Source organism: Pseudonocardia sp. OZ21, from assembly GCF_059359135.1.
In genome coordinates, this window is sequence record NZ_JCADBN010000009.1 from 1 (window position 1) to 21221 (window position 21221).

Genomic DNA, 21221 nt, shown 5'->3' on the forward strand with positions numbered 1-21221 from the left:
TGGGTGGTGCCGATGACCGGGTCACCACCGATTCCGATCGCGGTGGAGAACCCGATCTCGCGCAGTTCGTACATCATTTGGTAGGTCAGCGTGCCCGACTTCGACACGAGTCCGATCGGGCCCGCGCCGGCGATGTCGGCGGGAATGATGCCCGCGTTCGACTTTCCGGGGCTGATGATTCCGGGGCAGTTCGGGCCGATGATCCGGGTGTGATTCCCCCGAGCGGAGGAATGTGCCCAGAAATAGGCCGAATCGTGCACCGGAACGCCTTCGGTGATGACGACGGCCAGCCCGATCTCGGCGTCGATCGCCTCGATCACGGCGTCCTTGGTGAACTTCGGGGGGACGAACACGACGCTGACGTCGGCGCCGGTCTCCTTCATCGCCTCTTCGACGGTGCCGAAGACGGTGAGGTCCTTGGCGCCGATCGTCACCGTGGTGCCGGCCTTGCGGGCGTTCACGCCACCGACGATGTTGGTGCCCGCGGCGAGCATCTTCGCGGTGTGCTTGGTGCCCTCGCCGCCGGTGATGCCCTGGACGATGACCTTGCTGTTCTCGTTGAGGAAGATCGCCATGTCAGGCCCCCGCAGCCGCAAGCTGGGCGGCCCGGTCGGCCGCGTTGTCCATCGTGTCCACCTGGGTGACGAGCGGGTGGTTCGCCTCGTCGAGGATCCGGCGGCCCTCGAGCACGTTGTTGCCGTCCAGCCGCACGACCAGCGGCTTGGTCGCACCGTCGCCGAGGATCTTCAGCGCCTCGACGATGCCGTTGGCCACCGCGTCGCAGGCGGTGATCCCGCCGAAGACGTTCACGAACACCGACCGCACGTCCGGGTCGCCGAGGATCACGTCCAGCCCGTCGGCCATCACCTGCGCGGAGGCTCCGCCGCCGATGTCGAGGAAGTTGGCGGGCTTCACGCCGCCGTGCTTCTCGCCTGCGTAGGCCACGACGTCGAGCGTGGACATCACCAGCCCGGCGCCGTTCCCGATGATCCCGACCTGCCCGTCGTCGAGCTTGACGTAGTTGAGGCCCTTGGACTTGGCCTTCGCCTCGAGCGGGTTCTCGGTGCGCTGGTCGACGAGGTCGGCGTGGCCGGGGTGCCGGAAGTCGGCGTTCTCGTCGAGCGTGACCTTGCCGTCCAGCGCGATGACGTTGCCCTCGGCGTCGGAGATCAGTGGGTTGACCTCCACCAGCGTGGCGTCCTCCGCCACGAAGGTCTCCCAGAGCTTCGCGATCACCTCGGCAGCGGCGTCGACCACGTCCAGCGGGAAGCCGGCCTCGTCGACGATCGCGCGCGCCCGCTCCACGTCGCACCCGACGAGCGGGTCGATGGGCACCTTCGCGAGCGCGTCGGGCCGCTCGGCCGCGAGCTGCTCGATCTCCATGCCGCCCTCGGCGCTGGCCATGGCCAGGAAGGTGCGGTTGGCCCGGTCGAGCAGGAAGGAGACGTAGTACTCCTGCGCGATCTGCGAGGCCTCGACCACCAGCACGCGGTGCACGGTGTGGCCCTTGATGTCCATGCCCAGGATCGCGTGGGCCTTCTCGTTGGCCTCTTCGGGCGTCTTCGCGAGCTTCACGCCGCCCGCCTTGCCCCGGCCGCCCACCTTCACCTGGGCCTTGATGACGACGGCCCCGCCGATGTCGCGGGCCACCGCCTCGGCTTCCTCCGGCGTGACCGCGACGGAGCCGCGGGACACCGGGACGCCGTGAGCCTCGAACAAGTCTTTCGCCTGGTGCTCGTACAGGTCCACCTGCGGCATCTCCTGTCTGACGACCTCGTCACGGAGTGGTCGACTGTATGCAGTATGGAACGAGTTTGTCCAGGGGCCTTGTGCTCTAGCTCACTGCCGCGCATTATTTGGCATACAGTATGGAGGGAGCAGTCATGGGTGAGCCGGAAGGCGATGCCGCCTACCAGGAGGTCCGCGACTGGTACGGCCGCAGGTACCGCGTCGGAGAGGACCCGGTCGCGCTGATCGGGCGCCCCCGATCGTCGATGCTGCGACTGGCCTGGATCCCGATGGCAGCGGTCGGAGTGCTCCAGTACGGCTACGGGGCCGCGGTCCCGGCGCTGATGGCGCGCAACGGCTGGGGCATCGCCGGCGCGTTCTGGCTACTCGCGGTCTGGACCGTGTTCCAGGCCGGCGTCGGCTTCCCGACCGCCTACCTCCGTGAGCGCCGGCGCCTCGGCCCCCGCGCCGTGATGATCACCGGTGCCGCGCTGAGTGCGCTGGGCCTCGTCTCGCTCGCCCACAGCACCAGCCTGCTCGGCGCACTGCTGGGCTACTCGGTGCTGGGAGGTACCGGCGCGGGCCTCGTCTACGCGGCCTGCACCTCCACCGTGGCCAAGTGGTACCCGGAGCGCATGGCCTCCCGCGTCAGCAGGGTGACCGGGGCGTTCGCCTACGGTTCGGTGCCCTTCGTCGTGGCCGCGGTCATCGGGCTCGACGCCGCCAACCTCACGCCGGTCCTCGACGTCGCAGCGGTGGTGCTGTTCCTCCTGGTGGCAGGCACCGGGATGTACTTCAGAGATCCGCCGGCGCGCTGGTGGCCCGCCGAGGTCGACCCGCGGGCATGGGGGCTCGGCCACATCGGCAACCCCGGGCGGCGGAAGAACCCTCCGGCGATCCGCGAGTACTCGGCCCTGCAGGCGATCCGCACCCGGGTCATGACCGTGATGTACGCGATCCTGATCGGCGCGGGCGCGGTCTCCTTGTTCAACGCGGCGTTCGTGGTGGTCTTCGCCTCCGGCCTCGCCACGGGAGCCGGTGTGGTCGCTCTTGCCGCCGGTGTCCTCGCCGGCGTGAACGGGGCCAGCCGCGCGGTGTCCGTCGGGATCTCCGACCGGCTCGGCCGCTGCCCGACGCTCACCGTCGTGCTGCTGGTGCAGGCCGTGGCGCAGTTGCTGTTCGCGCTCTCGGCCAGCACGGGCTCCACCGTCACGATGGTGGTGGCAGCGGCGATGGCCGGGCTGGGCGGCGGTGGTTTCTACCCGCTGTTCGCCAGCATCGCCAGGGAGTACTTCGGCGAGCAGAGTGCCTTCGAGGTGCACGGCCTCGTGTACAGCGCCAAGGCGGGGGGCGGGCTGCTTGGTGTGGGACTGGCCGCGCTCGCCGTCACCTCGTGGGGCTTCGCCACCACGTTCCTCGTGGCATCGTTCGTCTCGCTCGGGTCGGCGTGGGCGACCGGCGCGCTGCAGCGGCCGGGCCTGCCGAGCCTGCTGCCGTCGTCACGGATCCCGGAGCAGGGTTCAGCGCCCTCGCGGTACGCCACCTGAGCCGCAGACCATCCATCCCTGGGCCGCTCCGCCGGTGGAGCTGTCCAGGGATGGAAACCCGCGCCGTGTCAGGAGGCGCGGGAGTAGGGGCCCTCGGCCGCCGGCACCGTCTCGGACGGGGTCCGGATCGGCTGGACGTCGGCGCCGTGGGCCCGCTGGGCCTGCAGTGCGGCGTCCAGGCCGAGCCCGAGCGACCGGCCGTCGGCGTTGAAGCCGCGCGGCGTGGCGGCCAGGGCACGCACAACCTTGCGAATCGTTCGCATTCTCATCACCTCGTGTAGGTCGTCTTCCCGATCCGTGCGCCGGAATGCAGGCCGGAGCACGGCTGCGCCGTCTGTACGGCGTGGTGGAAGCAGCAGCGCGCGGCGCTGCGCGTTCAGGGTTTTCCCGGGGTCGCTCAGCAGCGCGCGCGGCGATGGCGCGGCGTGCGAGCGGTGACACCGGACGTCGACGTCGACGTGAAGTCAGTCGTCGTCGACCGGGAGCCCGTCGTCGTCGACGGGAGAGGGTGTGGTGCGGGTCGGGCTAGGGCTGGCGGGCCGTGACCGGACGCGCGGGTGCGCCGGCGTCAGCGCCGGACTTGTCCTGCTGCTCGAGGTACGACACGCGCGTGTGCTCGGTGTGCGCGTGCATCACCTCGGCTGCGCGGTCGGCATCGCCGGCGGCGATCGCGTCGATCAGTGCAGAGTGCTCGCTCCAGCTCTGCGCGCCGCGGTGCCGGGCCACGGGGGTGTAGTACCAGCGCACCCGCCGGTCGACCTGGCTCGCGAGCTCGACCAGCACGTCGTTGCGGGAGAGCCGCATGACCGTGGCGTGCAGCTCGGCGTTGAGGGCGACCATCGTGGCCACGTCCTCGGCCTCCAGCGCCGCGAAGCCCTGACGGCAGAGGTCGCGCAGGTGCTCGACCCCGTCCTCGGTGACGTACTGGGCGGCCAGGCGTGCCGACTCAGTCTCCAGGAGCCTGCGTACGGCCAGCAGCTGGTCGGCCTCCTCGACGGTGGGAGTGTGGACGTACGCGCCCAGCCCGGGGCGCAGGTCAACCCATCCGTCGTTCTTCAGCCACTGCAGGGCCTCACGAACCGGCTGGCGGGAGACACCGAGCATCACCGCTAGCTCGCTCTCCACCAGGTGCTGACCTGGCTGGAGGTTCCGGCTGACGATCATGTCCAGGATCGCGTTGTATACGCTCTCGCGGAGCGGGACCGGCCGGGCGATACGGCGTGCGCCGGCGGCCTCGTGTTGCGTCTCGGACAATGACATCTGGACTCCAGGTGGGGCGGCGGGTCGATCCAGCTCCCTTCCGGGGACACTCCTGTCTGGTCGACTGCCCACAGCATACAAAGTGCCGCGGCACTTTGTCGCAGTACCGGGCGGTGAACCTCCTCACGCCTTCCGCCCGGTCTGTCCGTTCTGTCCGTGTAGGCGTCCTCCGGGCTCCGCGCGCTGCGGCATGCTGGCCGGGTGGCCGATGGTGATCTGCCGGTGCGGGGACAGCTGGTACTGCCCGAACGGGAGCTGCACTGGCGGTTCTCCCGTGCGTCCGGCCCTGGTGGACAGGGTGTGAACACCACCGACTCGCGGGTGGAGCTGTCGTTCGACGTGGCCGGGTCGCCCTCGATCCCCGAGTCGCTACGGGAGCGGGCCCTCCACAGGCTCGCGGGCAGACTCGTCGAGGGCGTACTGACAGTGGTCTCGTCCGAGCAGCGCAGCCAGCTGCGCAACCGGGAGACCGCGCGGGAGCGCCTGGCGGAGATCCTGCGCACGGCCACGGCGCCCGACCCGGCCCGGCGCAGGCCCACCCGGCCCACGGCGGGGGCGAAACGGCGGCGGCTGGACGCCAAGACCCGGCGCGGCGCGGTCAAGCGCCTGCGCGGGCGTCCCGAGGAGTGACGGCGCCCGCAGCGACGAGTGCGGGACGCGGACGAGCCGGGAGCACGCCGTACCCGACCGGTGAAGGGCGCGGCGCGCCGCGCTCCTGAGCGGGCACCGGCCTCGTGACCGTGGAAGGATGGTCAACCGATCACCGACAAGCCGAGCAGCACGTGCAGGAGGACCGCGGTGGCCAGCCCGACCAGCTCCAGTGGCGCGGAGGTTCCACCCGTGCTGCCCTCGATCCCGCTATCGCGGGAGCCCGTCAAGCCGGCGGGAGAGCAGTCGATCGGTGCTCTGGTCCGTGAGGCCACGGCCCAGGTCTCCACGCTCGTGCGGGCCGAGGTGGAGCTGGCCCGCGCCGAGGTGACGTCCGAGGTGAAGAAGGGCCTGCAGGGCAGTGTCTTCTTCATCGTCGCGCTGACGGTCCTGCTCTTCAGCCTGTTCTTCGCGTTCTTCGCGCTCGGCGAGCTGCTCGCGCTGTGGCTCAACCGGGCCGCTGCGTTCGGCATCGTGTTCGGGCTCATGCTCATCGTCGCCGGGCTCTTCGCGCTGCTGGGCTATCTGCGGGTCCGCCGCATCCGCAAGCCGGAGCGCACGATCTCCAGCCTGAAGGAGTCGGCGCAGGTCCTGTCCCACCGCGGCCGGGGCGAACCGGACGGCCAGGCGCACGAGCTGAACGGCCGGCCCGCGTCGCCCGCGCGCTGACCGGAGTGCGCAGGGCGGGGCCGGACCCGTCGTCGGTCCGGCTGTCCGGTCCCTGGACGCACCGCGCCGTCTCGGCCAACGGCATCCGCCTGCACGTCGCCGAGTGCGACGGTGGTGGCCCGCTGGTCGTACTGCTCCACGGGTTCCCCGAGTTCTGGTGGTCGTGGCGCCACCAGCTCAGCCACCTCGCCGACCTCGGCTTCCGGGCGGTCGCCGTCGACCTGCGCGGCTACGGCGACTCCGACAAGCCCCCGCGCGGGTACGACCTGTGGACACTGGCCGGTGACGTCGCCGGCCTGATCCGGGCGCTCGGTGAGCCCCGCGCGCACCTCGTCGGGCACGACTGGGGCGGGCTCATCGCCTGGACGGTCACGGCGCTGCATCCGCGGCTCGTGCGCTCGCTCGCCGTGGTGGGTGCTCCCCATCCGCTGGCGGTGCGCGCAGCGGTGGTGCGCGACCCCCGCGGCCAGGGCCGGGCCACTGCGGCCAACGCGCTGGGATTCCAGCTGCCGCGCCTGCCCGAACGCTCCCTGCGTGCCGACGACGGCGCTCGCGTGGCCCGGATCATGCGTGCGAGGGCCGGACCGGAGTGGGTGGCGTCGCCCGACTTCGCGGAGGCGGCGGCGTGCTACCGCCATGCGATCCAGGTGCCCGGGGTCGTGCACTCCGCGATGGAGTACTACCGCTGGGCCCTGCGGTCGCAGTTCCGTGCCGAGGGCAGGCGCTTCGCCGCCGCCGTGGCTCGGCCCACCGCCGTTCCGGTGCTGCAGGTCCACGGTGCGCAGGACCCGTGCATGCTCCTCCGCACCGCGGCGGCATCGCAGCGGTGGATCGGAGCCGACCACCGGCTGCACGTGCTGCCCGCCACCGGCCACTTCCCCCACCAGGAACGGCCGCGGGAGACGAACGCGCTGCTCGCCGGTTTCCTGGCCACCTGAGCTCCCGCCCGAGCGCGGGTTTCGGGCGACTCGCCGACGCGGATCGGGCGACTCGCGGGGCCGGGTCGGGCGACTCGCGGGGTGGGGCCAGGTCGGGGTTACAGGGCGGCGCGGGCCGTCACGGCGGTGTCCGGGTTGTCCGCGAAGAGCCCGTCGATGCCTGCGGCGAAGAACACCGCGTACTCGGCGAACACGTTGCCGTAGTCGGCGGGAAAGCCGGCGCTGCGCAGGTTGGCCGGCAGGAACTCGTTCTCGTTGCGGAACGTGTACGGGTGCACCAGCAGGTCCACGGCGTGGGCGGTCGCGACGAGCGGGGTGGGGTCGCCGAGGGTGCCGTCGGCGTTGCGGGCGACCACCATGTTCTTGTCGGGTCCGATGCCGTCGGCGTAGGTCGCGATCTCCTCCAGGCCTGCGGGTGTCACGAGGTCGACGTACGTGCGCGGGTCGCCGACCGCCGCGAGGTCGGCCGGGGCGCCCTCGGTGTCGAGCAACTGCACCAGCGGCACGTTCAGCTCGCCACTGAGCTTCCGGAGGTTCGCGGTCTCGAAGGACTGCACGAACACCGGCGCGCCCCGCCGGTTGAGGCCTGCCTTGTCCAGCGCGGTGACGAGCGCAGGCTCCAGGGGGCAGCCGATCGAGGCGAAGTAGCTGGGGTGCTTGGTCTCCGGGTAGACGCCGATCACCCGGCCGAGCTCCGCGGAGAGCCGCTCCCGGAGTGCCAGGATCTCGTCGAACGTCGGTATCTCGAACCACCCGTCGTAGATCGTGTTCTCCTGGCGGACGCCCGGGATCCGCTCCTTCGCCCGCAGGGTCTTGAGCTCGGCGAGGGTGAAGTCCTCGGTGAACCACCCGGTGTGGACCACACCGTCGATGGTCTTCGTGGCCCGGCGGTCGGCGAACTCCGGATGGTCGGCGACGTCCGTGGTGCGGCTGATCTGCGACTCGTGCCGGGCGACGAGCACCCCGTCGGAGGTGCTCACGAGGTCGGGCTCGATGAAGTCCGCACCCATCCTGGCGGCGAGCTCGTAGGAGGCGAGCGTGTGCTCGGGGCGGTAACCCGACGCGCCACGGTGCCCGATGACGACCACGGCCCGTTTCGACTCGCGCCCGTTGGTGGGGGCGGTACCCCCGGCGGTGGGAGTGGTGGAGGCCACATTCAGGGGAACAGCCGCGGTATTGCCACGGATGGGCGACGCCATGGACGAAAACTTTGCCCCATCCGGGGGAGGCAGCCGCCACCAGGAGGTGGCCTGCGTGGGTCGAGCTGATGAACTGCGGATGTGACCGACCTGCGGGGCCGGGATCTGCGAGAAGGCCGCCGGTGCGACCGATACGATCCCACGTCGTGCGTGTTCTGGTCGTGGGGTCCGGTGCTCGTGAGCACGCCATTGTCCTTGCCATGGCGCAGGACCCGGAAGTGACGGCGCTGGCCTGCGCGCCGGGCAACGCGGGCACGGCCGCGGTGGCCGAGCAGCGCGGGCTCGACGTGCTGGATCCGGCCGCGGCCGCGGCGCTGGCCGTCGACTGGAAGGCCGACCTGGTCGTCGTCGGTCCCGAGATGCCGCTCGTCGCCGGGGTCGCCGACGCCGTCCGCGCCGAGGGCATCGCGTGCTTCGGCCCCAGCGCCGCCGCCGCCCGTATCGAGGGCTCCAAGAGCTTCGCGAAGGACGTGATGGAGGCGGCAGGCGTGTCCACCGCCGCGTCCGAGATCGTCGACAACCCCGCGCACCTCGACTCCGCGCTGTCCCGGTTCACCCCGCCGTACGTGGTGAAGGACGACGGGCTGGCGGCGGGCAAGGGCGTCGTGGTGAGCCCGGACTTCGACGCGGCCCGCGCACACGCCAGCACGCTGCTCGACGCCGGGCATCCGGTGCTGCTGGAGGCGTTCCTGGACGGCCCCGAGGTCTCACTGTTCTGTCTGGTCGACGGGGAGACGGTGGTGCCGCTGCTGCCGGCACAGGACTTCAAGCGCGTCGGTGACGACGACACGGGCCCGAACACCGGCGGGATGGGCGCTTACGCGCCGCTGCCGTGGGCGTCGCCCTCGTTGGCCGAGGACCTCGTGGCGAGCATCGTCGCACCGGTGGCGGTGGAGATGGTGCGGCGAGGCACCCCGTTCACCGGTCTGCTCTACGCGGGCCTGGCCCTGACCTCGGCCGGGCCCGCGGTGATCGAGTTCAACTGCCGCTTCGGTGATCCGGAGACGCAGGTCGTGCTGGCGCTGCTGCGCACCCCGCTCGCGCGCCTGTTGCACGCCACGGCGACGGGCGGACTGGCGGCACAGTCTCCGCTGCAGTGGTCCGACGGTGCCGCCGTCACGGTGGTGGTCGCCGCGGAGGGCTACCCGGGCCTGCCCCGGCTGGGCGACGTGATCAGCGGAGCGGACGCCGACGGCGTGCTGCACGGCGGCACCCGCAGGCGCGACGACGGAGCCGTGGTGTCCACGGGAGGCCGTGTGATGTCGGTCGTCGGCACGGGAGCGGACCTTGTGCTGGCCCGGGACGATGCCTACCGTCGCCTGGCGAGCGTTCACCTCGCGGGCTCGCATCACCGCACGGACATCGCCCTGCGCGCCGCCCGCGGTGACGTGACGATCCCTCGTCCCGCTGAGGTTGTCACTCGATCGGGTGATATCCGGTAGGGGTTCGCCCGCTCGGGATTCACCCAAAAAGCGAGCTTGTCGGCCGAACGGGCGGCAAAAGTGGCAGTCGGTTATCGATTGCCCCAGCTTGCGTCCGAACGGGTGGCGGTAGATGGTTCCGCTGCCCGCAACTGATCCACATCGTCGTCGCTCCCCGTGATGGCCGAGATCGTGGGTCTGCTCCGGGTCATCAGTTCGCTCCCCCGAGAACCGAGGACTCGCATGACGAACAACGCACGTCCGCGTCACGCCGCCCAGAGCCGTGTGTCGCGTATCGCCGGCCGGGCCGCACTCGGTGTGCTGGGCGCGCCGATGGCCATGCTCGCCATCGCCGGGCCGGCCGGCGCCGCCGAGGCCCACCTGCCCGACCCGGTCAGCGACGACGACATCGCAGGCACGGACGCCGGCTTCGAGGCCTTCGACGCCTCCACCCTGCCCGGCCTCACCGCGGCGGAGCTGAGCAACCTCCCCACCGACGGGCTGCCCACCGACGGGCTGGACCTCCAGGGGATCGACCTCGGCCTGCTCAACCTCGGCGGGGGCGGTGCGGGTCTCTCCGAGCTGCCGTCCGCGGGTGCCCCTGACCTCAGCGTCCTCGAGCTGAACCAGCCGGTGTCGTACGCGCTGCCGAGCACCGACGCCCTGCCTGCGCTCCCGGTGCTGCCCGCGCTCCCGGGCACCGACGCGCTCCCCTCGATCCCGGGCACCGACGCGCTGCCGTCGCTGCCGCTCGTGTCCGACCTGCCGGCGCTGCCGCTCGTGTCCGACCTCCCGGCGCTCCCGACCGACGACGTGCTTGCCGTGCTCCCGAGCACCGACGTCGTGACGGACACCGTGACCGACGTGACCGACGCACTGCCGGAGCTCCCGGTCTCCGTCGACCTGCCCGAGCTGCCCGCGCTGCCGGAGCTCCCCGTCGTCGGCGAGCTGCCCGCGCTGCCCGCGCTGCCCATCCTGAGCACGTCGAACGACGACGACGACGCGACCTCGGACGAGGACGCGGACGACGCGGCGGACGACGCCACCGAGAGCCTGCGTGCGGCTCTTCAGGTCGACCTCCCCGACCTGCCGGACACGAGCGCCGTCACCGACGCCGTCCCCGGTGGCACGGACGTCTTCTCTGCGACGGACCTGGTCTCCGGCCTGATCTGAGTCGGTCACCGCGGCGGCCGTCCTCCTCCGGGAGGGCGGCCGCCGTCCGCTTAGGCTCGGGACCGTGACACCTCCTGCGACATCCGGGATCCCGATCGCGACCCGTGCGGCGATCCCGCCGTTCCACGTCATGGACGTGTGGTCGGCCGCTGCTGAGCGTCAGCGCACGCACGGCGACCTGGTGAACCTCTCGGCGGGCCAGCCGTCCACCCCGGCTCCCCCCGCCGTGCGGGCGGCCGCCGTGGCGGCGCTGTCCGACGACGTGCTCGGCTACACGGTCACGTTCGGCATCCCCGAGCTGCGTTCGGCGATTGCGGGCCATTACGCCCGCCGGTACGGCCTCGACGTCCCGGCGGAGCAGGTGGTGGTCACCACCGGCTCGTCAGGTGGCTTCCTGCTTGCGTTCCTCTCGGCGTTCGACGCCGGCGACCGGGTGGCACTGGCCCGGCCCGGCTACCCCTGTTACCGCAACATCCTCACGGCGCTCGGCTGCGAGGTCGTCGAGCTGCCGTGCGGGCCCGAGACCCGCTACCAGCCGACCGTCGCCATGCTGGAGGCGTTGGACGAGCCCGTGCGCGGGCTCGTGGTCGCCAGTCCGGCCAACCCGACCGGCTCCGTGCTGGATCCGGCCGAGCTCGCCGCGCTGGCGTCGTACTGCGAGAGCAGCGGCATCCAGCTGGTGAGTGACGAGATCTACCACGGCATCTCCTACGCGGGTGGCCCGCCGACCTCGTCGGCGTGGGGCACCTCGCGCGAGGCGATCGTCGTCAACTCGTTCTCGAAGTACTTCTCGATGACCGGGTGGCGGCTGGGCTGGCTGCTCCTGCCGCCCCGGCTGCTGCGGCCTGCCGACTGCCTGGCGGGCAACCTGACCATCTGCGCGCCCGCCCTCGCCCAGCGTGCCGCGCTGGGCGCCTTCGATCCCACGAGCTACGTCGAGGCCGACGCGCATGTCGCCCGGTACGCGGTGAACCGGGGGCTCCTGCTCGACGGCCTGCCGCGGCTGGGGATCACGCGACTGGCCCCACCGGACGGCGCGTTCTACGTCTACGCGGACGTGTCGCACCTGACCGTCGACTCGATGGACCTGACCTACCAGCTGCTCGCCGCCACCGGCGTCGCGGTCGCCCCGGGGATCGACTTCGACCCGGTCGACGGCGGGCGCTGGATCCGGCTGTCCTGTGCAGGCGCCACGGAGGACGTGGCGGAAGCGCTGAAGCGCCTCGAGGGCTGGCTCCACCCCGGCTGAGGGATGGAGACCGCCGAGATCGACGTGAGAGTGGCCGCGACCGCACCTGACCACTCTGATGTCGATCTCGGCCGTTCGGGCGGCTCGGGCGGCGGTTACTTTCCGGCCGGGTGGGCCGTCGCGCGACCGGCACGGGCCGTTGTCCCGCGTCCCGGCCCGGCCGTGATGCCCGGTGGCCGTGACGGTTCGACCGGGCCGATCCGCTCCAGTGCCGCGGTGATGTCGGCGTCGGTCAGGTCGGCGTGCGTCATCAGCCGGACCTGGCCCGCCATCGTCGACGCCCGCACGCCGGCCTCCTCGAAGCGGCGGATCGTGCCGTTCAGGTCCGCCACGGCCACCAGCACGATGTTGGTCTGCGGCACCCCGACCAGCCAGCCGCGCTCACGCAGCCCGGAGGCGAGCCTCTTGGCGCGCTCGTGGTCCTCGGACAGGCGATCCACCCGGTCGAGCGCCACCAGTCCCGCAGCGGCGAGCACCCCACCCTGACGGACGCCGCCGCCGAGCATCTTGCGCAGCCGCCTGGCTTCCTCGACGAACTCGGCCGACCCGGCCACCAGCGACCCGACAGGAGCGCCGAGACCCTTGCTCAGGCACACCTGCACGGTGTCGGCGCCGACGGTGAGTGCCCCCGGGGGCACGCCGAGTGCCACCGCGGCGTGCCAGAGCCGGGCCCCGTCGAGGTGGACGCGCAGCTTCGCGCCCCGCGCCGCGGCGACGACCTCCGCGTGCTCCTCGGGTGCGGTGACCGTGCCCCCCGCCGCGTTGTGGGTGTTCTCCAGGCACAGCAGGGTGGTGCGCAGCGTGTAGTAGGGCCCGGTGGAGCCGGCGGCGCGGCGTACGGCGGCGGGCGAGACCTTGCCGGGCCCGGCGTCGTGCTCCATCGGTCGCGGCATCCCACCGGCGAGCCATGCGGCGGTGCCGAGCTCGGCATCGAGCACATGTGCCCCCGCTGGGGCGAGAAACGCGTCGCCGCGCTGGAGGTGGTGCATCAGCGCGATGAGGTTGCCCATGGACCCGCTGGGGGTCCAGAGCGCGTCGGCCGCCCCGACGAGACCAGCCACCCGCACCTCGAGCTCGCGCATCGTGGGATCGCGGTCGAGGACGTCGTCCCCCACCTCGGCGGCCGCCATCGCGGCCCGCATCTGCTTCGTGGGCTGGGTGACGGTGTCCGAGCGGAGGTCGATCGGGCGGTCGTCGGGTTTCGCAGACCGCCGGGCTCGCGATGGAGATCGCACGGATTCCGATTCAACCAGCAGGCGACGGGCCGGCCGCGACGGGGTCACGAACAGATCACGGCGGTACGTCCGTTCGAGTGAATGGGCGACTCGTGTACAACCTGCAGCCCTGATCCTTGCGTCCCGTCCCCGAGAGCGAAGCGTGCGGACGGCGACGAGCACGACGTGATGCGGAAGGAGGGGAACCCCCGGGTGGACGACGCCGGCGAGCAGAAGTTCGTCGCAGAGACGTTCGAGGAGTACTTCCGCGCCCGCCGGGACGCGGTGCGCCGTACCGCGTATCTGCTGTGCGGCGACTGGCATCACGCCGACGACCACGCGCAGGCGGCGTTCGTGGCACTGCACCGGCACTGGCGCCGGATCCGCGACCGCGGCGCGCTCGACGCGTGGATGCGCCGCACCCTCGTGCGCGCCGTCGTCGACGAGTCGCGGCGGCCCTGGCGCCGGGAACGCGCCACCGCCGAGCCCACCGACGCGGGCGTTCCCGCCGGGTCCGACGCCGTCGCCACGCGGCACGTGCTGGTGGACGGCCTGCGGTCGGTGCCGCCGCGCCAGCGCGCCGTCCTCGTGCTGCGGTTCCTCGACGGACTGGACGTCGCCGCCACGGCAGCGGCACTGGGCTGCACGGAGGGCACCGTCAAGAGCCAGACCGCGCACGGCCTCGCTGCGCTGCGCACGGTGCTCGGGGACTCGCTCGACGACCTGCGAACCACGGGATCGGGATAGGAGAGAGGTGACGGGATGAGCGACAACGACGACGAGGAGCTGGGCGCCCTGTTCCGCGCCGCTGCCTCCGAGCCCGGTGCACCCCCGCCGCGCTTCGACCACGACTCGGTCGTGAGCGCCTCCCGGCGCGCCACCGTCCGCAGGCGGGTGGTCGTGGCGGGGAGCGCGGTCGTGCTGCTCGCGCTGGCCGGCGTCGGGGCCGCGGTCGCGATGCCCGGTTCCCTCCGCGGCGACGACACCACGGTGGCCGCGCCGATGCTCGCTCCCGCTCCCGCACCCGCTGCCGGGCCCGAGGCGCGGCAGGACGCCGCACCAGGTGCCGACGCCCGCGCCGAGGGTGCGGCGCCGCCTGCTGACCCGGTGGCCCGTCCACTCGGCCCGGGCACCACCGAGTGCGCCGACCGGCAGGACCCGGCGCTCCGGATGCTCGTCGAGCAGGTGCTGCCCGCCGTGCGGGACGCTTCCGAGGCGGCCACCACGATGGAGTGCCGCCCCGGCGGGGAGCGGGGCATCAGCGTCGAGATCGGCGACGGCGGCGCCGCCGGGCTGCTGGCCGTGCAGTACCTGCCGCCGGGCACTGTCGCGGCGCTCGTCCCCGGGGCCGTCAGTGCCCCGACCGCCTCGGGCGGCACGGTGATCGTGAGCTCGCGCCGGGCCGAGGTGGGCGCCCCGGCGCCGTTCGAGGACAGGCTGACGTCCGTTGCGGACTTCCTCGCCCCCCGCCTCTGACGTCAACCGGCAGTGGACCGCTGCCCGCGTCGCGGGAGACTGCACCCGTGGGTACCGCCAAGGGTGAACGGCGGCGGCAGGAGCTGGTGACGGCGGCCGCCGCGCTGCTGCGTTCCGGTGGCTTCGACGCCGTGCGGCACCGGGCGGTGGCCGATCGTGCCGGGCTGCCGCTGGCCTCCACCACCTACTACTTCGCCTCCCTCGACGACCTCGTCACCGCGGCCGCCGAACGGACCAGCCGCGACGAGCTCGCCGAGGGCCGGGAGCAGCTCGACGCGCTCGCCGACGGGGCGATCGACACGCCTGCGCTCGTCGAACTGGTGCTCGACCAGCTGCTCGGCCCGGAGTCGCGCGACGGCGGGCTCGACGCCGTGCTCCTGCGGTACGAGCGGCTGGTCGGCGCGGGCAGGCGGCCGTTCCTGGCGCCGCTGATGCGGGAGCTGCGCGGGGAACTGGACGCGCTGCTCGCCGAGATCCTCGTCCGGTGCGGGCACCCGCTCGACACCGTTGCGCTGCGCGACCTGGTCTCGCTCGTCGACGGGGCGGTCATCAGCGCGTTGATCGAGGCCGACCCCGACCCGCGAGCGGCCGCCCGCGAGGTACTGATCCGCGCGCTGTAGGGCGGAGCGCCTATCGTTTCCGCACGTGATCCCCAACGTGCTGGCCGCTCGGTACGCGAGCCCTGAGCTCGTCCGGCTGTGGTCGCCCGAACACAAGATCGTGCTGGAACGGCGGCTCTGGATCGCCGTGCTCACCGCGCAGCGCGACCTGGGCGTCGACGTCCCCGACTCCGCGATCGCCGACTACGAGCGCGTGGTCGAGCAGGTGGACCTCGAATCGATCGCGGCCCGCGAGCGCGTCACGCGGCACGACGTGAAGGCCCGCATCGAGGAGTTCGACGCCCTCGCCGGCCACGAGCACGTGCACAAGGGGCTGACCAGCCGCGATCTCACCGAGAACGTCGAGCAGCTGCAGATCCGGCTCTCGCTCGAACACGTGCGCGACCGCACTGTGGCCGTGCTCTCCCGGCTCTCGCGCCGGGCCGCGGAGAACGCCGAGCTGGTGATGGCGGGACGCAGCCACAACGTCGCGGCGCAGGCCACCACGCTCGGCAAGCGGTTCGCCTCCGCGGCCGACGAGCTGCTCGTGGCGTACGCGCGGCTGGAGGACCTGCGTGCGCGCTACCCGCTGCGCGGCATCAAGGGCCCGATGGGCACGGCGCAGGACATGCTCGACCTGCTCGGCGGCGACGAAGCCAGGCTCGCATCGCTGGAGGACCGGGTGGCAGCCCACCTCGGGTTCTCCGGTGTGCTCACCAGCGTGGGCCAGGTCTACCCGCGCTCGCTGGACTTCGACGTGCTGAGCGCACTGGTCCAGCTGGCCGCCGCCCCGTCGTCGCTGGCCACCACGATCCGGCTCATGGCGGGCGCGGAGCTGGCCACCGAGGGCTTCCAGCCCGGCCAGGTCGGCTCGTCCGCGATGCCGCACAAGATGAACAGCCGCTCCGCCGAGCGGATCAACGGGATGATGGTGCTCCTGCGGGGCTACGCCGGGATGGCCGCCGAGCTGGCGGGCGCGCAGTGGAACGAGGGGGACGTCTCCGACTCCGTCGTGCGCCGCGTCGCCCTGCCGGACGCGTTCTTCGCCCTCGACGGCCTGTTCGAGACCACGCTCACAGTGCTCGACGAGTTCGGCGCCTACCCGGCCGTCATCGCGCGCGAGCTGGACCGCTACCTGCCCTTCCTCGCGACCACGGCGGTGCTGATGGCGGCCGTCCGCGCCGGTGTCGGGCGGGAGAGCGCCCACGAGGTGATCAAGGAGCACGCCGTCGGCGTGGCGCTCGCCATGCGGGAGAAGGGCCAGGCCGAGAACGACCTCGTCGCGCGGCTGGCCGCCGACGAGCGGCTCGGGCTGCCGTCCGGCACCCTCGACGGGCTGCTCGCCGACCCGCTGCGGTTCACGGGGGCCGCCGCGACCCAGGTCGGGTCGATCGTCGAGCGGGTGGGGACGATCGTCGACGCCCACCCCGAGGCTGCCGCCTACACACCGGGAGCGATCCTGTGAAACTGCTGCACAGCGGCAAGGTGCGGGACATCTACGCCGACGGCGACGACATCCTCCTCGTGGCGTCCGATCGGCTGTCGATCTACGACGTGGTGCTCCCGACCGCGGTGCCGGACAAGGGCGCGCTGCTCACCCAGCTCTCGCTCTGGTGGTTCGACCGGCTCGCCGACATCGCGCCCAACCACGTCATCTCGGCCTCGGACGTGCCCCCGGAGTTCGTCGGCCGGGCGATCCGCTGCCGCAGGCTCTCGATGCTGCCCGTGGAGTGCATCGCCCGCGGCTACCTCGCCGGACTGGGGCTCGCGGAGTACGAGAAGCACGGCACGGTCTCCGGGGTGGCGCTCCCGCCGGGCCTCGTCGAGGGCTCGAAGCTGCCCGAGCCGATCTTCACGCCCACCACCAAGGCGCCCGTCGGTGAGCACGACGAGTTCATGACGTTCGACGAGGTGGTCGCCGCGGTCGGAGCGGAGACGGCGGCACGGCTGCGTGACCTGACACTCGCGGTGTACACGCGCGGCGCCGAGATCGCGGCAGGCAACGGGATCCTCGTCGCCGACACCAAGCTCGAGTTCGGGCTCGACCCGGCGGGGGAGATCGTGCTCGCCGACGAGGTGCTCACCCCCGACTCGTCCCGGTTCTGGCCGGCCGACTCGTGGGAGCCCGGGCGGCCGCAGTACTCCTTCGACAAGCAGTACGTGCGGGAGTGGTCGGCCTCGCTGACGTGGGACCGGACCCCACCAGGACCCGAGGTACCCACCGAGGTCGTGGCCGCCACGCGCGCTCGCTACGTGGAGGTGTACGAGCGCATCACCGGCGACGACTGGTGATGGGCGTCCGAGCACCACGCATCTATCACAGCACGGCCAACCGCCGTTCACGCGGGTATGCGTTGATGGGTCGGTGGCCACACAGCTGCCCGAATCCCGTCCGGTCGTGCCGTCCCACCTGGTCGTCTCGCTGTCCGGGCTGACGCACGACGCCACCGAGTCACTCACCCGAGGCGTCGAGTTCGCCGCTGAGCTCGACGCGCGCGGCGTGCCGCTGTCGCAACTGTTCCGGCCCCGCTCGGCGTCCGGAGAGCTGCAGCTGAGCTCGCCGCTCGTGAGCTGGATGCACGAGCGGCGCGAAGCGGGTGACGCCATCGTGCTGCACGGCTACGACCACAACTCGGATCCGATCGGCGCCTGGCAGTCCTCGGCGCTCGCGCGGGTGGGCCGCCGTGCGGAGTTCGCCGCGCTGCCCCGTCATGAGGCCGGCCTGCGGCTCACCGCGGCCCGCCGGGCACTGACGGCGCTGGGCCTGCGCACCGACATGTTCGTCCCGCCGCGCTGGCTCGCGTCGCCGGGCACGGTCGAGGCGCTGCACGAGCAGGGCTTCGGCGTGCTGGCCGACGAGAACGGCGTCCGCCGCCTGAACGGTCCGGCCGTCGACCCGGTGGTGCGGGCCAGGGTGCTCGGGTTCCGCGTCTCGGGCGAGCGCCACCCGCTGGCCGACGACCGCAAGGCCGCCGAGGCGTGGCGCTGCCGGGTGCTGGAGGCCGAGGTCGCCCGCACGGTACGGCGCGGCGGGCTGGTGCGGATCAACATCAGGGCCAAGGACCTGAAGCGGCCTGCGCGGCGGGCCGCCGTGCTGGCGGCGGTGGACGCCGCGCTCCGCCTCGGCGCCGTCCCCGCCACCTACCGCCTCACGTCGGTGGCCCGAGCCGCCTGACCCGCCCCGCACCCCAGGGGCGACTCGCGCACGATTTCGGGGCGACTCGCGCACTGTTTTCGGGCGACTCGCGGGCAGTTTCGGGGCGACTCGCGGGGGCCCCGCGAGTCGCCCGGTTCGTGTGCGCGAGTCGCCCGTCACGTGCCCGCGAGTCGCCCGGTTTGTGTGCGCGAGTCGCCCGGGAGGCGGGGGCGACGGGTCAGAGCGTGGTGGGCTTCTCGCGTTCCAGGACGTGGACGGTGGTCTGCTCGGGGGCCAGCTGCTCGAACATCCCGTAGTGCATCGCGGGCCGGGCGAGCACGGCCTCGTGGATCGGCACCGCCGTGCGTGGTGCGACCGCCCGCAGGTAGTCCACGGCTTCGGAGAGCTTGAGCCAGGGTGCACCGGTCGGCAGGAAGAGCACCTCGACCGGCGTGGCGGGCGGGGTGAACGAGTCGCCGGGGTGCAGGTGGGTGCCGTCGACCAGGTAGGCGTTGTTCGCGACGACGGGGATGTCGTCGTGGATCACCGCGTGCCGCCCGCCGAGCACCTCGATCCGCGACCCCCCGACCTCGAACCGGGCTCCCGGCGCCACCACCTCGTGCTCGACGTCGGCGAGCTGCTGGGACGTCCCGGCGTCGACGATCAGGCGGGCGTCGGGGTTGGCGGTCAGCAGGGCGCCGAGCCGGTCGGTGTCCAGGTGGTCGACGTGCTGGTGCGTGACGAGCACGGCGTCGAGTCCGGCCACCCCCTCGAAGCCGGCCGAGAACGACCCGGGATCGATCAACAACCGTGCTGCGCCGGTGTCGAGCAGGAGACACGAGTGGCCGAAGTGGGTGATCTGCACCTCGACGAGTGTTCCACCGGAAGGCCACGGGGGCGCGGTCACGACTCCGCGCTGGTCAGAGCAGCGTGGTGAGGATCTCCGACTCCTCGGCCGGGGTGAGCCCGGCCCTGCGGGGACGGTCGGACCCGAGGGCGCGTTCGTGCTCGAGCGCCGCGCGGGCCGTCTCGGCGACCGGGCGGCAGCGCAGGCCCGCCGCCGCGGCGGGTGCGGTGTCGCGCGCCAGCATGCCCGCCTCGGCCGGGGTCAGCCACAGCGGCAGCGACCGGGGTCCGGACCAGTGCTGCACCCCGGCCGCCGTCAGCGCCTCCGGTGCCACGGGCACGCGTTCGAGATCGGCGGCCCCGACGGCGTCGGCGATCTCGCCGAGCACCGCGCCGAGGGTGGAGCGGGGGCCGCTGGTGTCGAAGGTCCCGACGAGGTGCTCCTCCCCGGACCGCACGATCCAGTCGGCGAGGTCGCGGACGTCGATGATCTGGGCGGGCTGTGCGAGATCGCCCGGCACGATCGCCCGGCCGCCCCGCGCCAGCCGGTTCGGCCAGTAGCCGAACCGGTCGGTGCCGTCGTCCGGGCCGCAGATGAGGCCCGACCGTGCGATCAGCGCCCGCTCGCCCGCCACGGCCCGTACCGCGTTCTCGGACGCCACCTTGATCGGGCCGTACGCCTCGCCGTCCTCGGTGGGGGTCTCGGCGGTGCGCGGTGTGACCAGCGCGGCGTCGACGCCCGAACCGTGGGTGACGCTGTCGGCGTACACGTTGATCGTCGAGACGAAGGTCCAGTGCCCCGCGGTCGTGCCCAGGACGTCGAGCGCGGAGCGCACCCACGGCAGCGACATCCTGGCGACGTCCACGACAGCGTCGAACGCCTCGCCGCGCAGCGGGTCCAGCGCGCCGGGGGCATCCCGGTCCACCGCGAGGAGCTTTGCGCCCTCCGGCACGGCACCGGACTCGCCGCGGGCCGCGCACACCACCTCGTGTCCCCTGGTCACGGCCGCGGAAGCCACCGCCCTGGAGAGGAAACGCGTACCGCCGAGTACCAGCCATCGACCCATGGGGGGAGCCTCACGGACGGTGGCGCGGGGCGGCAATGGTGTTCGCCGTACGCTGATGTGGTGGCAAAGGTCGTGGTGGACGTGATGCCGAAGCCCGAGATCCTCGATCCGCAGGGGCAGGCCGTCGCGGGTGCGCTCGCCCGGCTCGGCGTTGCCGGGGTCGGGGACGTGCGGCAGGGCAAGCACTTCGAGCTCGAGGTGGACGACTCGGTCGACGACGAGACCCTGCACCGGGTGGCGGGCAGCTTGCTGGCCAACCCCGTGATCGAGGACTGGGTGGTGACGAGGGCATGAGGGTCGGCGTCATCACGTTCCCGGGCACGCTCGACGACGTCGACGCGGCCCGGGCGGTGCGCTACGCGGGCGCCGAGCCGGTGGCCTTGTGGCACGCCGACCACGACCTGCAGGGCGTCGACGCGGTGATCGTGCCGGGCGGCTTCTCCTACGGCGACTACCTGCGGGCAGGCGCCATCGCCAGCATCGCCCCGATCATGACCGAGGTCGTGGCCGCCGCCGGTCGCGGCACGCCCGTACTCGGGATCTGCAACGGGTTCCAGATCCTGTGCGAGGCCGGGTTGCTGCCCGGGGCGCTCACGCGCAACGTGGGGCTGCACTTCGTGTGCCGCGACCAGCGGCTGCGGGTCGAGTCCACCGCCACCGCGTGGACGGGCGACCTCACCGCGGGCCAGGAGATCCTCGTGCCGCTGAAGTCCGGCGAGGGCCGCTTCGTCGCCGACGCTGCCACGATCGACCAGCTGGAGGGCGACGGCCGGATCGTGTTCCGGTACGCGGGAGCGAACCCGAACGGCGCGATGTCGGCGATCGCCGGGATCAGCTCGGCCGACGGCCGTGTCGTCGGCCTGATGCCGCATCCCGAGCACGCGATCGACGCGCTGACCGGTCCGTCGCAGGACGGCCTGGCGCTCTTCACCTCGGTGCTGCAAGGTGCTGCGTCTGCTGTGTGACAGGACCCGTGGCACGTGTCGAGGGTTCCGGGATCTAGGCTTCCGGCTCCCGCCGGTGCACTGTGCCACGGAGGCCTGCGAGAAGG

At 72.5% G+C, this 21221-nt stretch carries 22 protein-coding genes and 1 pseudogene; 15 read left to right on the plus strand and 8 right to left on the minus strand.

Annotated features, from left to right (window positions below; all coding sequences use genetic code 11):
* Positions 1 to 575: pseudogene (locus AC5L35_RS20620) on the minus strand (succinate--CoA ligase subunit alpha); the annotation flags it as partial.
* A gap of 1 nt (position 576) precedes the next feature.
* Entirely contained in the window at positions 577 to 1749 is a 1173-nt protein-coding gene (gene sucC, locus AC5L35_RS20625; protein ID WP_495061302.1) for an ADP-forming succinate--CoA ligase subunit beta, read from the minus strand.
* Positions 1750 to 1883: 134 nt separating this feature from the next.
* Here sucC and AC5L35_RS20630 point away from each other — a divergent pair, with 134 nt between their 5' ends.
* Positions 1884 to 3275 carry an MFS transporter gene (locus AC5L35_RS20630; protein WP_495061303.1) on the plus strand — a complete coding sequence of 464 codons (1392 nt, stop codon included), beginning with the start codon at positions 1884 to 1886 and terminating at the stop codon, positions 3273 to 3275.
* Between the two features lie 68 nt (positions 3276 to 3343).
* On the opposite strand, the gene AC5L35_RS20635 is transcribed toward AC5L35_RS20630, so the two are convergent.
* Both AC5L35_RS20635 and AC5L35_RS20640 read right to left on the minus strand, forming a co-directional pair.
* A complete protein-coding gene (locus tag AC5L35_RS20635; protein ID WP_495061304.1) occupies positions 3344 to 3538 on the minus strand; it encodes a hypothetical protein in 195 nt (64 codons plus the stop codon).
* A 262-nt stretch (positions 3539 to 3800) separates the two neighbouring features.
* Entirely contained in the window at positions 3801 to 4535 is a 735-nt protein-coding gene (locus tag AC5L35_RS20640) for a GntR family transcriptional regulator (protein WP_495061305.1), read from the minus strand.
* A 201-nt stretch (positions 4536 to 4736) separates the two neighbouring features.
* Between AC5L35_RS20640 and arfB the strand changes: the two genes are divergently transcribed.
* The 3 genes from arfB to AC5L35_RS20655 all read left to right on the plus strand — a co-directional run bounded on the left by arfB (position 4737) and on the right by AC5L35_RS20655 (position 6790).
* Positions 4737 to 5165, plus strand: coding sequence for an alternative ribosome rescue aminoacyl-tRNA hydrolase ArfB (gene arfB, locus AC5L35_RS20645; protein ID WP_495061306.1), 429 nt, complete (start codon positions 4737 to 4739; stop codon positions 5163 to 5165).
* 168 nt (positions 5166 to 5333) lie between these two features.
* Entirely contained in the window at positions 5334 to 5852 is a 519-nt protein-coding gene (locus AC5L35_RS20650; RefSeq protein ID WP_495061307.1) for a phage holin family protein, read from the plus strand.
* A 5-nt stretch (positions 5853 to 5857) separates the two neighbouring features.
* Complete coding sequence (locus tag AC5L35_RS20655; protein ID WP_495061308.1) at positions 5858 to 6790, plus strand: alpha/beta fold hydrolase; 933 nt, start codon at positions 5858 to 5860, stop codon at positions 6788 to 6790.
* A gap of 98 nt (positions 6791 to 6888) precedes the next feature.
* On the opposite strand, the gene AC5L35_RS20660 is transcribed toward AC5L35_RS20655, so the two are convergent.
* A complete protein-coding gene (locus AC5L35_RS20660) occupies positions 6889 to 7989 on the minus strand; it encodes a glycerophosphodiester phosphodiesterase (RefSeq protein WP_495061309.1) in 1101 nt (366 codons plus the stop codon).
* Between the two features lie 146 nt (positions 7990 to 8135).
* Here AC5L35_RS20660 and purD point away from each other — a divergent pair, with 146 nt between their 5' ends.
* From purD to AC5L35_RS20675, 3 genes are all read left to right on the plus strand, one after another.
* Entirely contained in the window at positions 8136 to 9431 is a 1296-nt protein-coding gene (gene purD, locus AC5L35_RS20665; RefSeq protein ID WP_495061310.1) for a phosphoribosylamine--glycine ligase, read from the plus strand.
* Positions 9432 to 9653: 222 nt separating this feature from the next.
* Complete coding sequence (locus AC5L35_RS20670; protein ID WP_495061311.1) at positions 9654 to 10583, plus strand: hypothetical protein; 930 nt, start codon at positions 9654 to 9656, stop codon at positions 10581 to 10583.
* A gap of 130 nt (positions 10584 to 10713) precedes the next feature.
* Positions 10714 to 11832 (plus strand): pyridoxal phosphate-dependent aminotransferase, encoded by a 1119-nt coding sequence (locus tag AC5L35_RS20675; protein ID WP_495061602.1) that lies wholly within the window; start codon positions 10714 to 10716, stop codon positions 11830 to 11832.
* Positions 11833 to 11927: 95 nt separating this feature from the next.
* On the opposite strand, the gene AC5L35_RS20680 is transcribed toward AC5L35_RS20675, so the two are convergent.
* Positions 11928 to 13067 carry a threonine aldolase family protein gene (locus AC5L35_RS20680; protein ID WP_495061312.1) on the minus strand — a complete coding sequence of 380 codons (1140 nt, stop codon included), beginning with the start codon at positions 13065 to 13067 and terminating at the stop codon, positions 11928 to 11930.
* Between the two features lie 168 nt (positions 13068 to 13235).
* Here AC5L35_RS20680 and AC5L35_RS20685 point away from each other — a divergent pair, with 168 nt between their 5' ends.
* The 6 genes from AC5L35_RS20685 to AC5L35_RS20710 all read left to right on the plus strand — a co-directional run bounded on the left by AC5L35_RS20685 (position 13236) and on the right by AC5L35_RS20710 (position 18296).
* Complete coding sequence (locus tag AC5L35_RS20685) at positions 13236 to 13793, plus strand: SigE family RNA polymerase sigma factor (protein ID WP_495061603.1); 558 nt, start codon at positions 13236 to 13238, stop codon at positions 13791 to 13793.
* A gap of 15 nt (positions 13794 to 13808) precedes the next feature.
* Positions 13809 to 14522: a hypothetical protein gene (locus AC5L35_RS20690; protein WP_495061313.1), complete on the plus strand. Its 714-nt coding sequence runs from the start codon at positions 13809 to 13811 to the stop codon at positions 14520 to 14522.
* Positions 14523 to 14569: 47 nt separating this feature from the next.
* The gene (locus tag AC5L35_RS20695) at positions 14570 to 15142 is read left to right on the plus strand and encodes a TetR/AcrR family transcriptional regulator (RefSeq protein ID WP_495061314.1); all 573 of its coding nucleotides are present in this window, start codon (positions 14570 to 14572) and stop codon (positions 15140 to 15142) included.
* Between the two features lie 25 nt (positions 15143 to 15167).
* Entirely contained in the window at positions 15168 to 16586 is a 1419-nt protein-coding gene (gene purB / locus AC5L35_RS20700) for an adenylosuccinate lyase (protein WP_495061315.1), read from the plus strand.
* On the plus strand, positions 16583 to 17413 hold the full coding sequence (locus AC5L35_RS20705; protein WP_495061316.1) for a phosphoribosylaminoimidazolesuccinocarboxamide synthase: 831 nt from the start codon (positions 16583 to 16585) through the stop codon (positions 17411 to 17413). Before purB ends, AC5L35_RS20705 begins: the two co-directional genes overlap by 4 nt.
* Before the next feature lie 106 nt (positions 17414 to 17519).
* Entirely contained in the window at positions 17520 to 18296 is a 777-nt protein-coding gene (locus tag AC5L35_RS20710) for a DUF2334 domain-containing protein (RefSeq protein ID WP_495061317.1), read from the plus strand.
* A gap of 199 nt (positions 18297 to 18495) precedes the next feature.
* On the opposite strand, the gene AC5L35_RS20715 is transcribed toward AC5L35_RS20710, so the two are convergent.
* Positions 18496 to 19122, minus strand: a complete 627-nt coding sequence (locus AC5L35_RS20715) for an MBL fold metallo-hydrolase (protein WP_495061604.1) — start codon at positions 19120 to 19122, stop codon at positions 18496 to 18498.
* A gap of 55 nt (positions 19123 to 19177) precedes the next feature.
* Complete coding sequence (locus AC5L35_RS20720; RefSeq protein ID WP_495061318.1) at positions 19178 to 20170, minus strand: NAD-dependent epimerase/dehydratase family protein; 993 nt, start codon at positions 20168 to 20170, stop codon at positions 19178 to 19180.
* Between the two features lie 60 nt (positions 20171 to 20230).
* On the opposite strand from AC5L35_RS20720, the gene purS reads away from it, so the two are divergent.
* Together purS and purQ are read left to right on the plus strand one after the other, a co-directional pair.
* Positions 20231 to 20464, plus strand: coding sequence for a phosphoribosylformylglycinamidine synthase subunit PurS (gene purS / locus AC5L35_RS20725; RefSeq protein WP_495061319.1), 234 nt, complete (start codon positions 20231 to 20233; stop codon positions 20462 to 20464).
* Positions 20461 to 21135: a phosphoribosylformylglycinamidine synthase subunit PurQ gene (gene purQ, locus AC5L35_RS20730; protein ID WP_495061320.1), complete on the plus strand. Its 675-nt coding sequence runs from the start codon at positions 20461 to 20463 to the stop codon at positions 21133 to 21135. The genes purS and purQ overlap by 4 nt, the downstream gene beginning before the upstream one ends.
* The last annotated feature ends 86 nt before the right edge of the window (positions 21136 to 21221 follow it).

What these genes read in the sequence shown, in the direction of transcription:
- AC5L35_RS20675 (WP_495061602.1), top strand. Translation starts at nt 10,714, where the DNA reads ATGGACGTGTGGTCGGCCGCTGCTGAGCGTCAGCGCACGCACGGCGAC.
- AC5L35_RS20660 (WP_495061309.1), bottom strand. Translation starts at nt 7,989, where the DNA reads ATGGCGTCGCCCATCCGTGGCAATACCGCGGCTGTTCCCCTGAATGTG.
- AC5L35_RS20685 (WP_495061603.1), top strand. Translation starts at nt 13,236, where the DNA reads ATGCGGAAGGAGGGGAACCCCCGGGTGGACGACGCCGGCGAGCAGAAG.
- AC5L35_RS20640 (WP_495061305.1), bottom strand. Translation starts at nt 4,535, where the DNA reads ATGTCATTGTCCGAGACGCAACACGAGGCCGCCGGCGCACGCCGTATC.
- AC5L35_RS20635 (WP_495061304.1), bottom strand. Translation starts at nt 3,538, where the DNA reads ATGCGAACGATTCGCAAGGTTGTGCGTGCCCTGGCCGCCACGCCGCGC.
- AC5L35_RS20690 (WP_495061313.1), top strand. Translation starts at nt 13,809, where the DNA reads ATGAGCGACAACGACGACGAGGAGCTGGGCGCCCTGTTCCGCGCCGCT.
- purQ (WP_495061320.1), top strand. Translation starts at nt 20,461, where the DNA reads ATGAGGGTCGGCGTCATCACGTTCCCGGGCACGCTCGACGACGTCGAC.
- AC5L35_RS20720 (WP_495061318.1), bottom strand. Translation starts at nt 20,170, where the DNA reads ATGGGTCGATGGCTGGTACTCGGCGGTACGCGTTTCCTCTCCAGGGCG.
- AC5L35_RS20630 (WP_495061303.1), top strand. Translation starts at nt 1,884, where the DNA reads ATGGGTGAGCCGGAAGGCGATGCCGCCTACCAGGAGGTCCGCGACTGG.
- AC5L35_RS20670 (WP_495061311.1), top strand. Translation starts at nt 9,654, where the DNA reads ATGACGAACAACGCACGTCCGCGTCACGCCGCCCAGAGCCGTGTGTCG.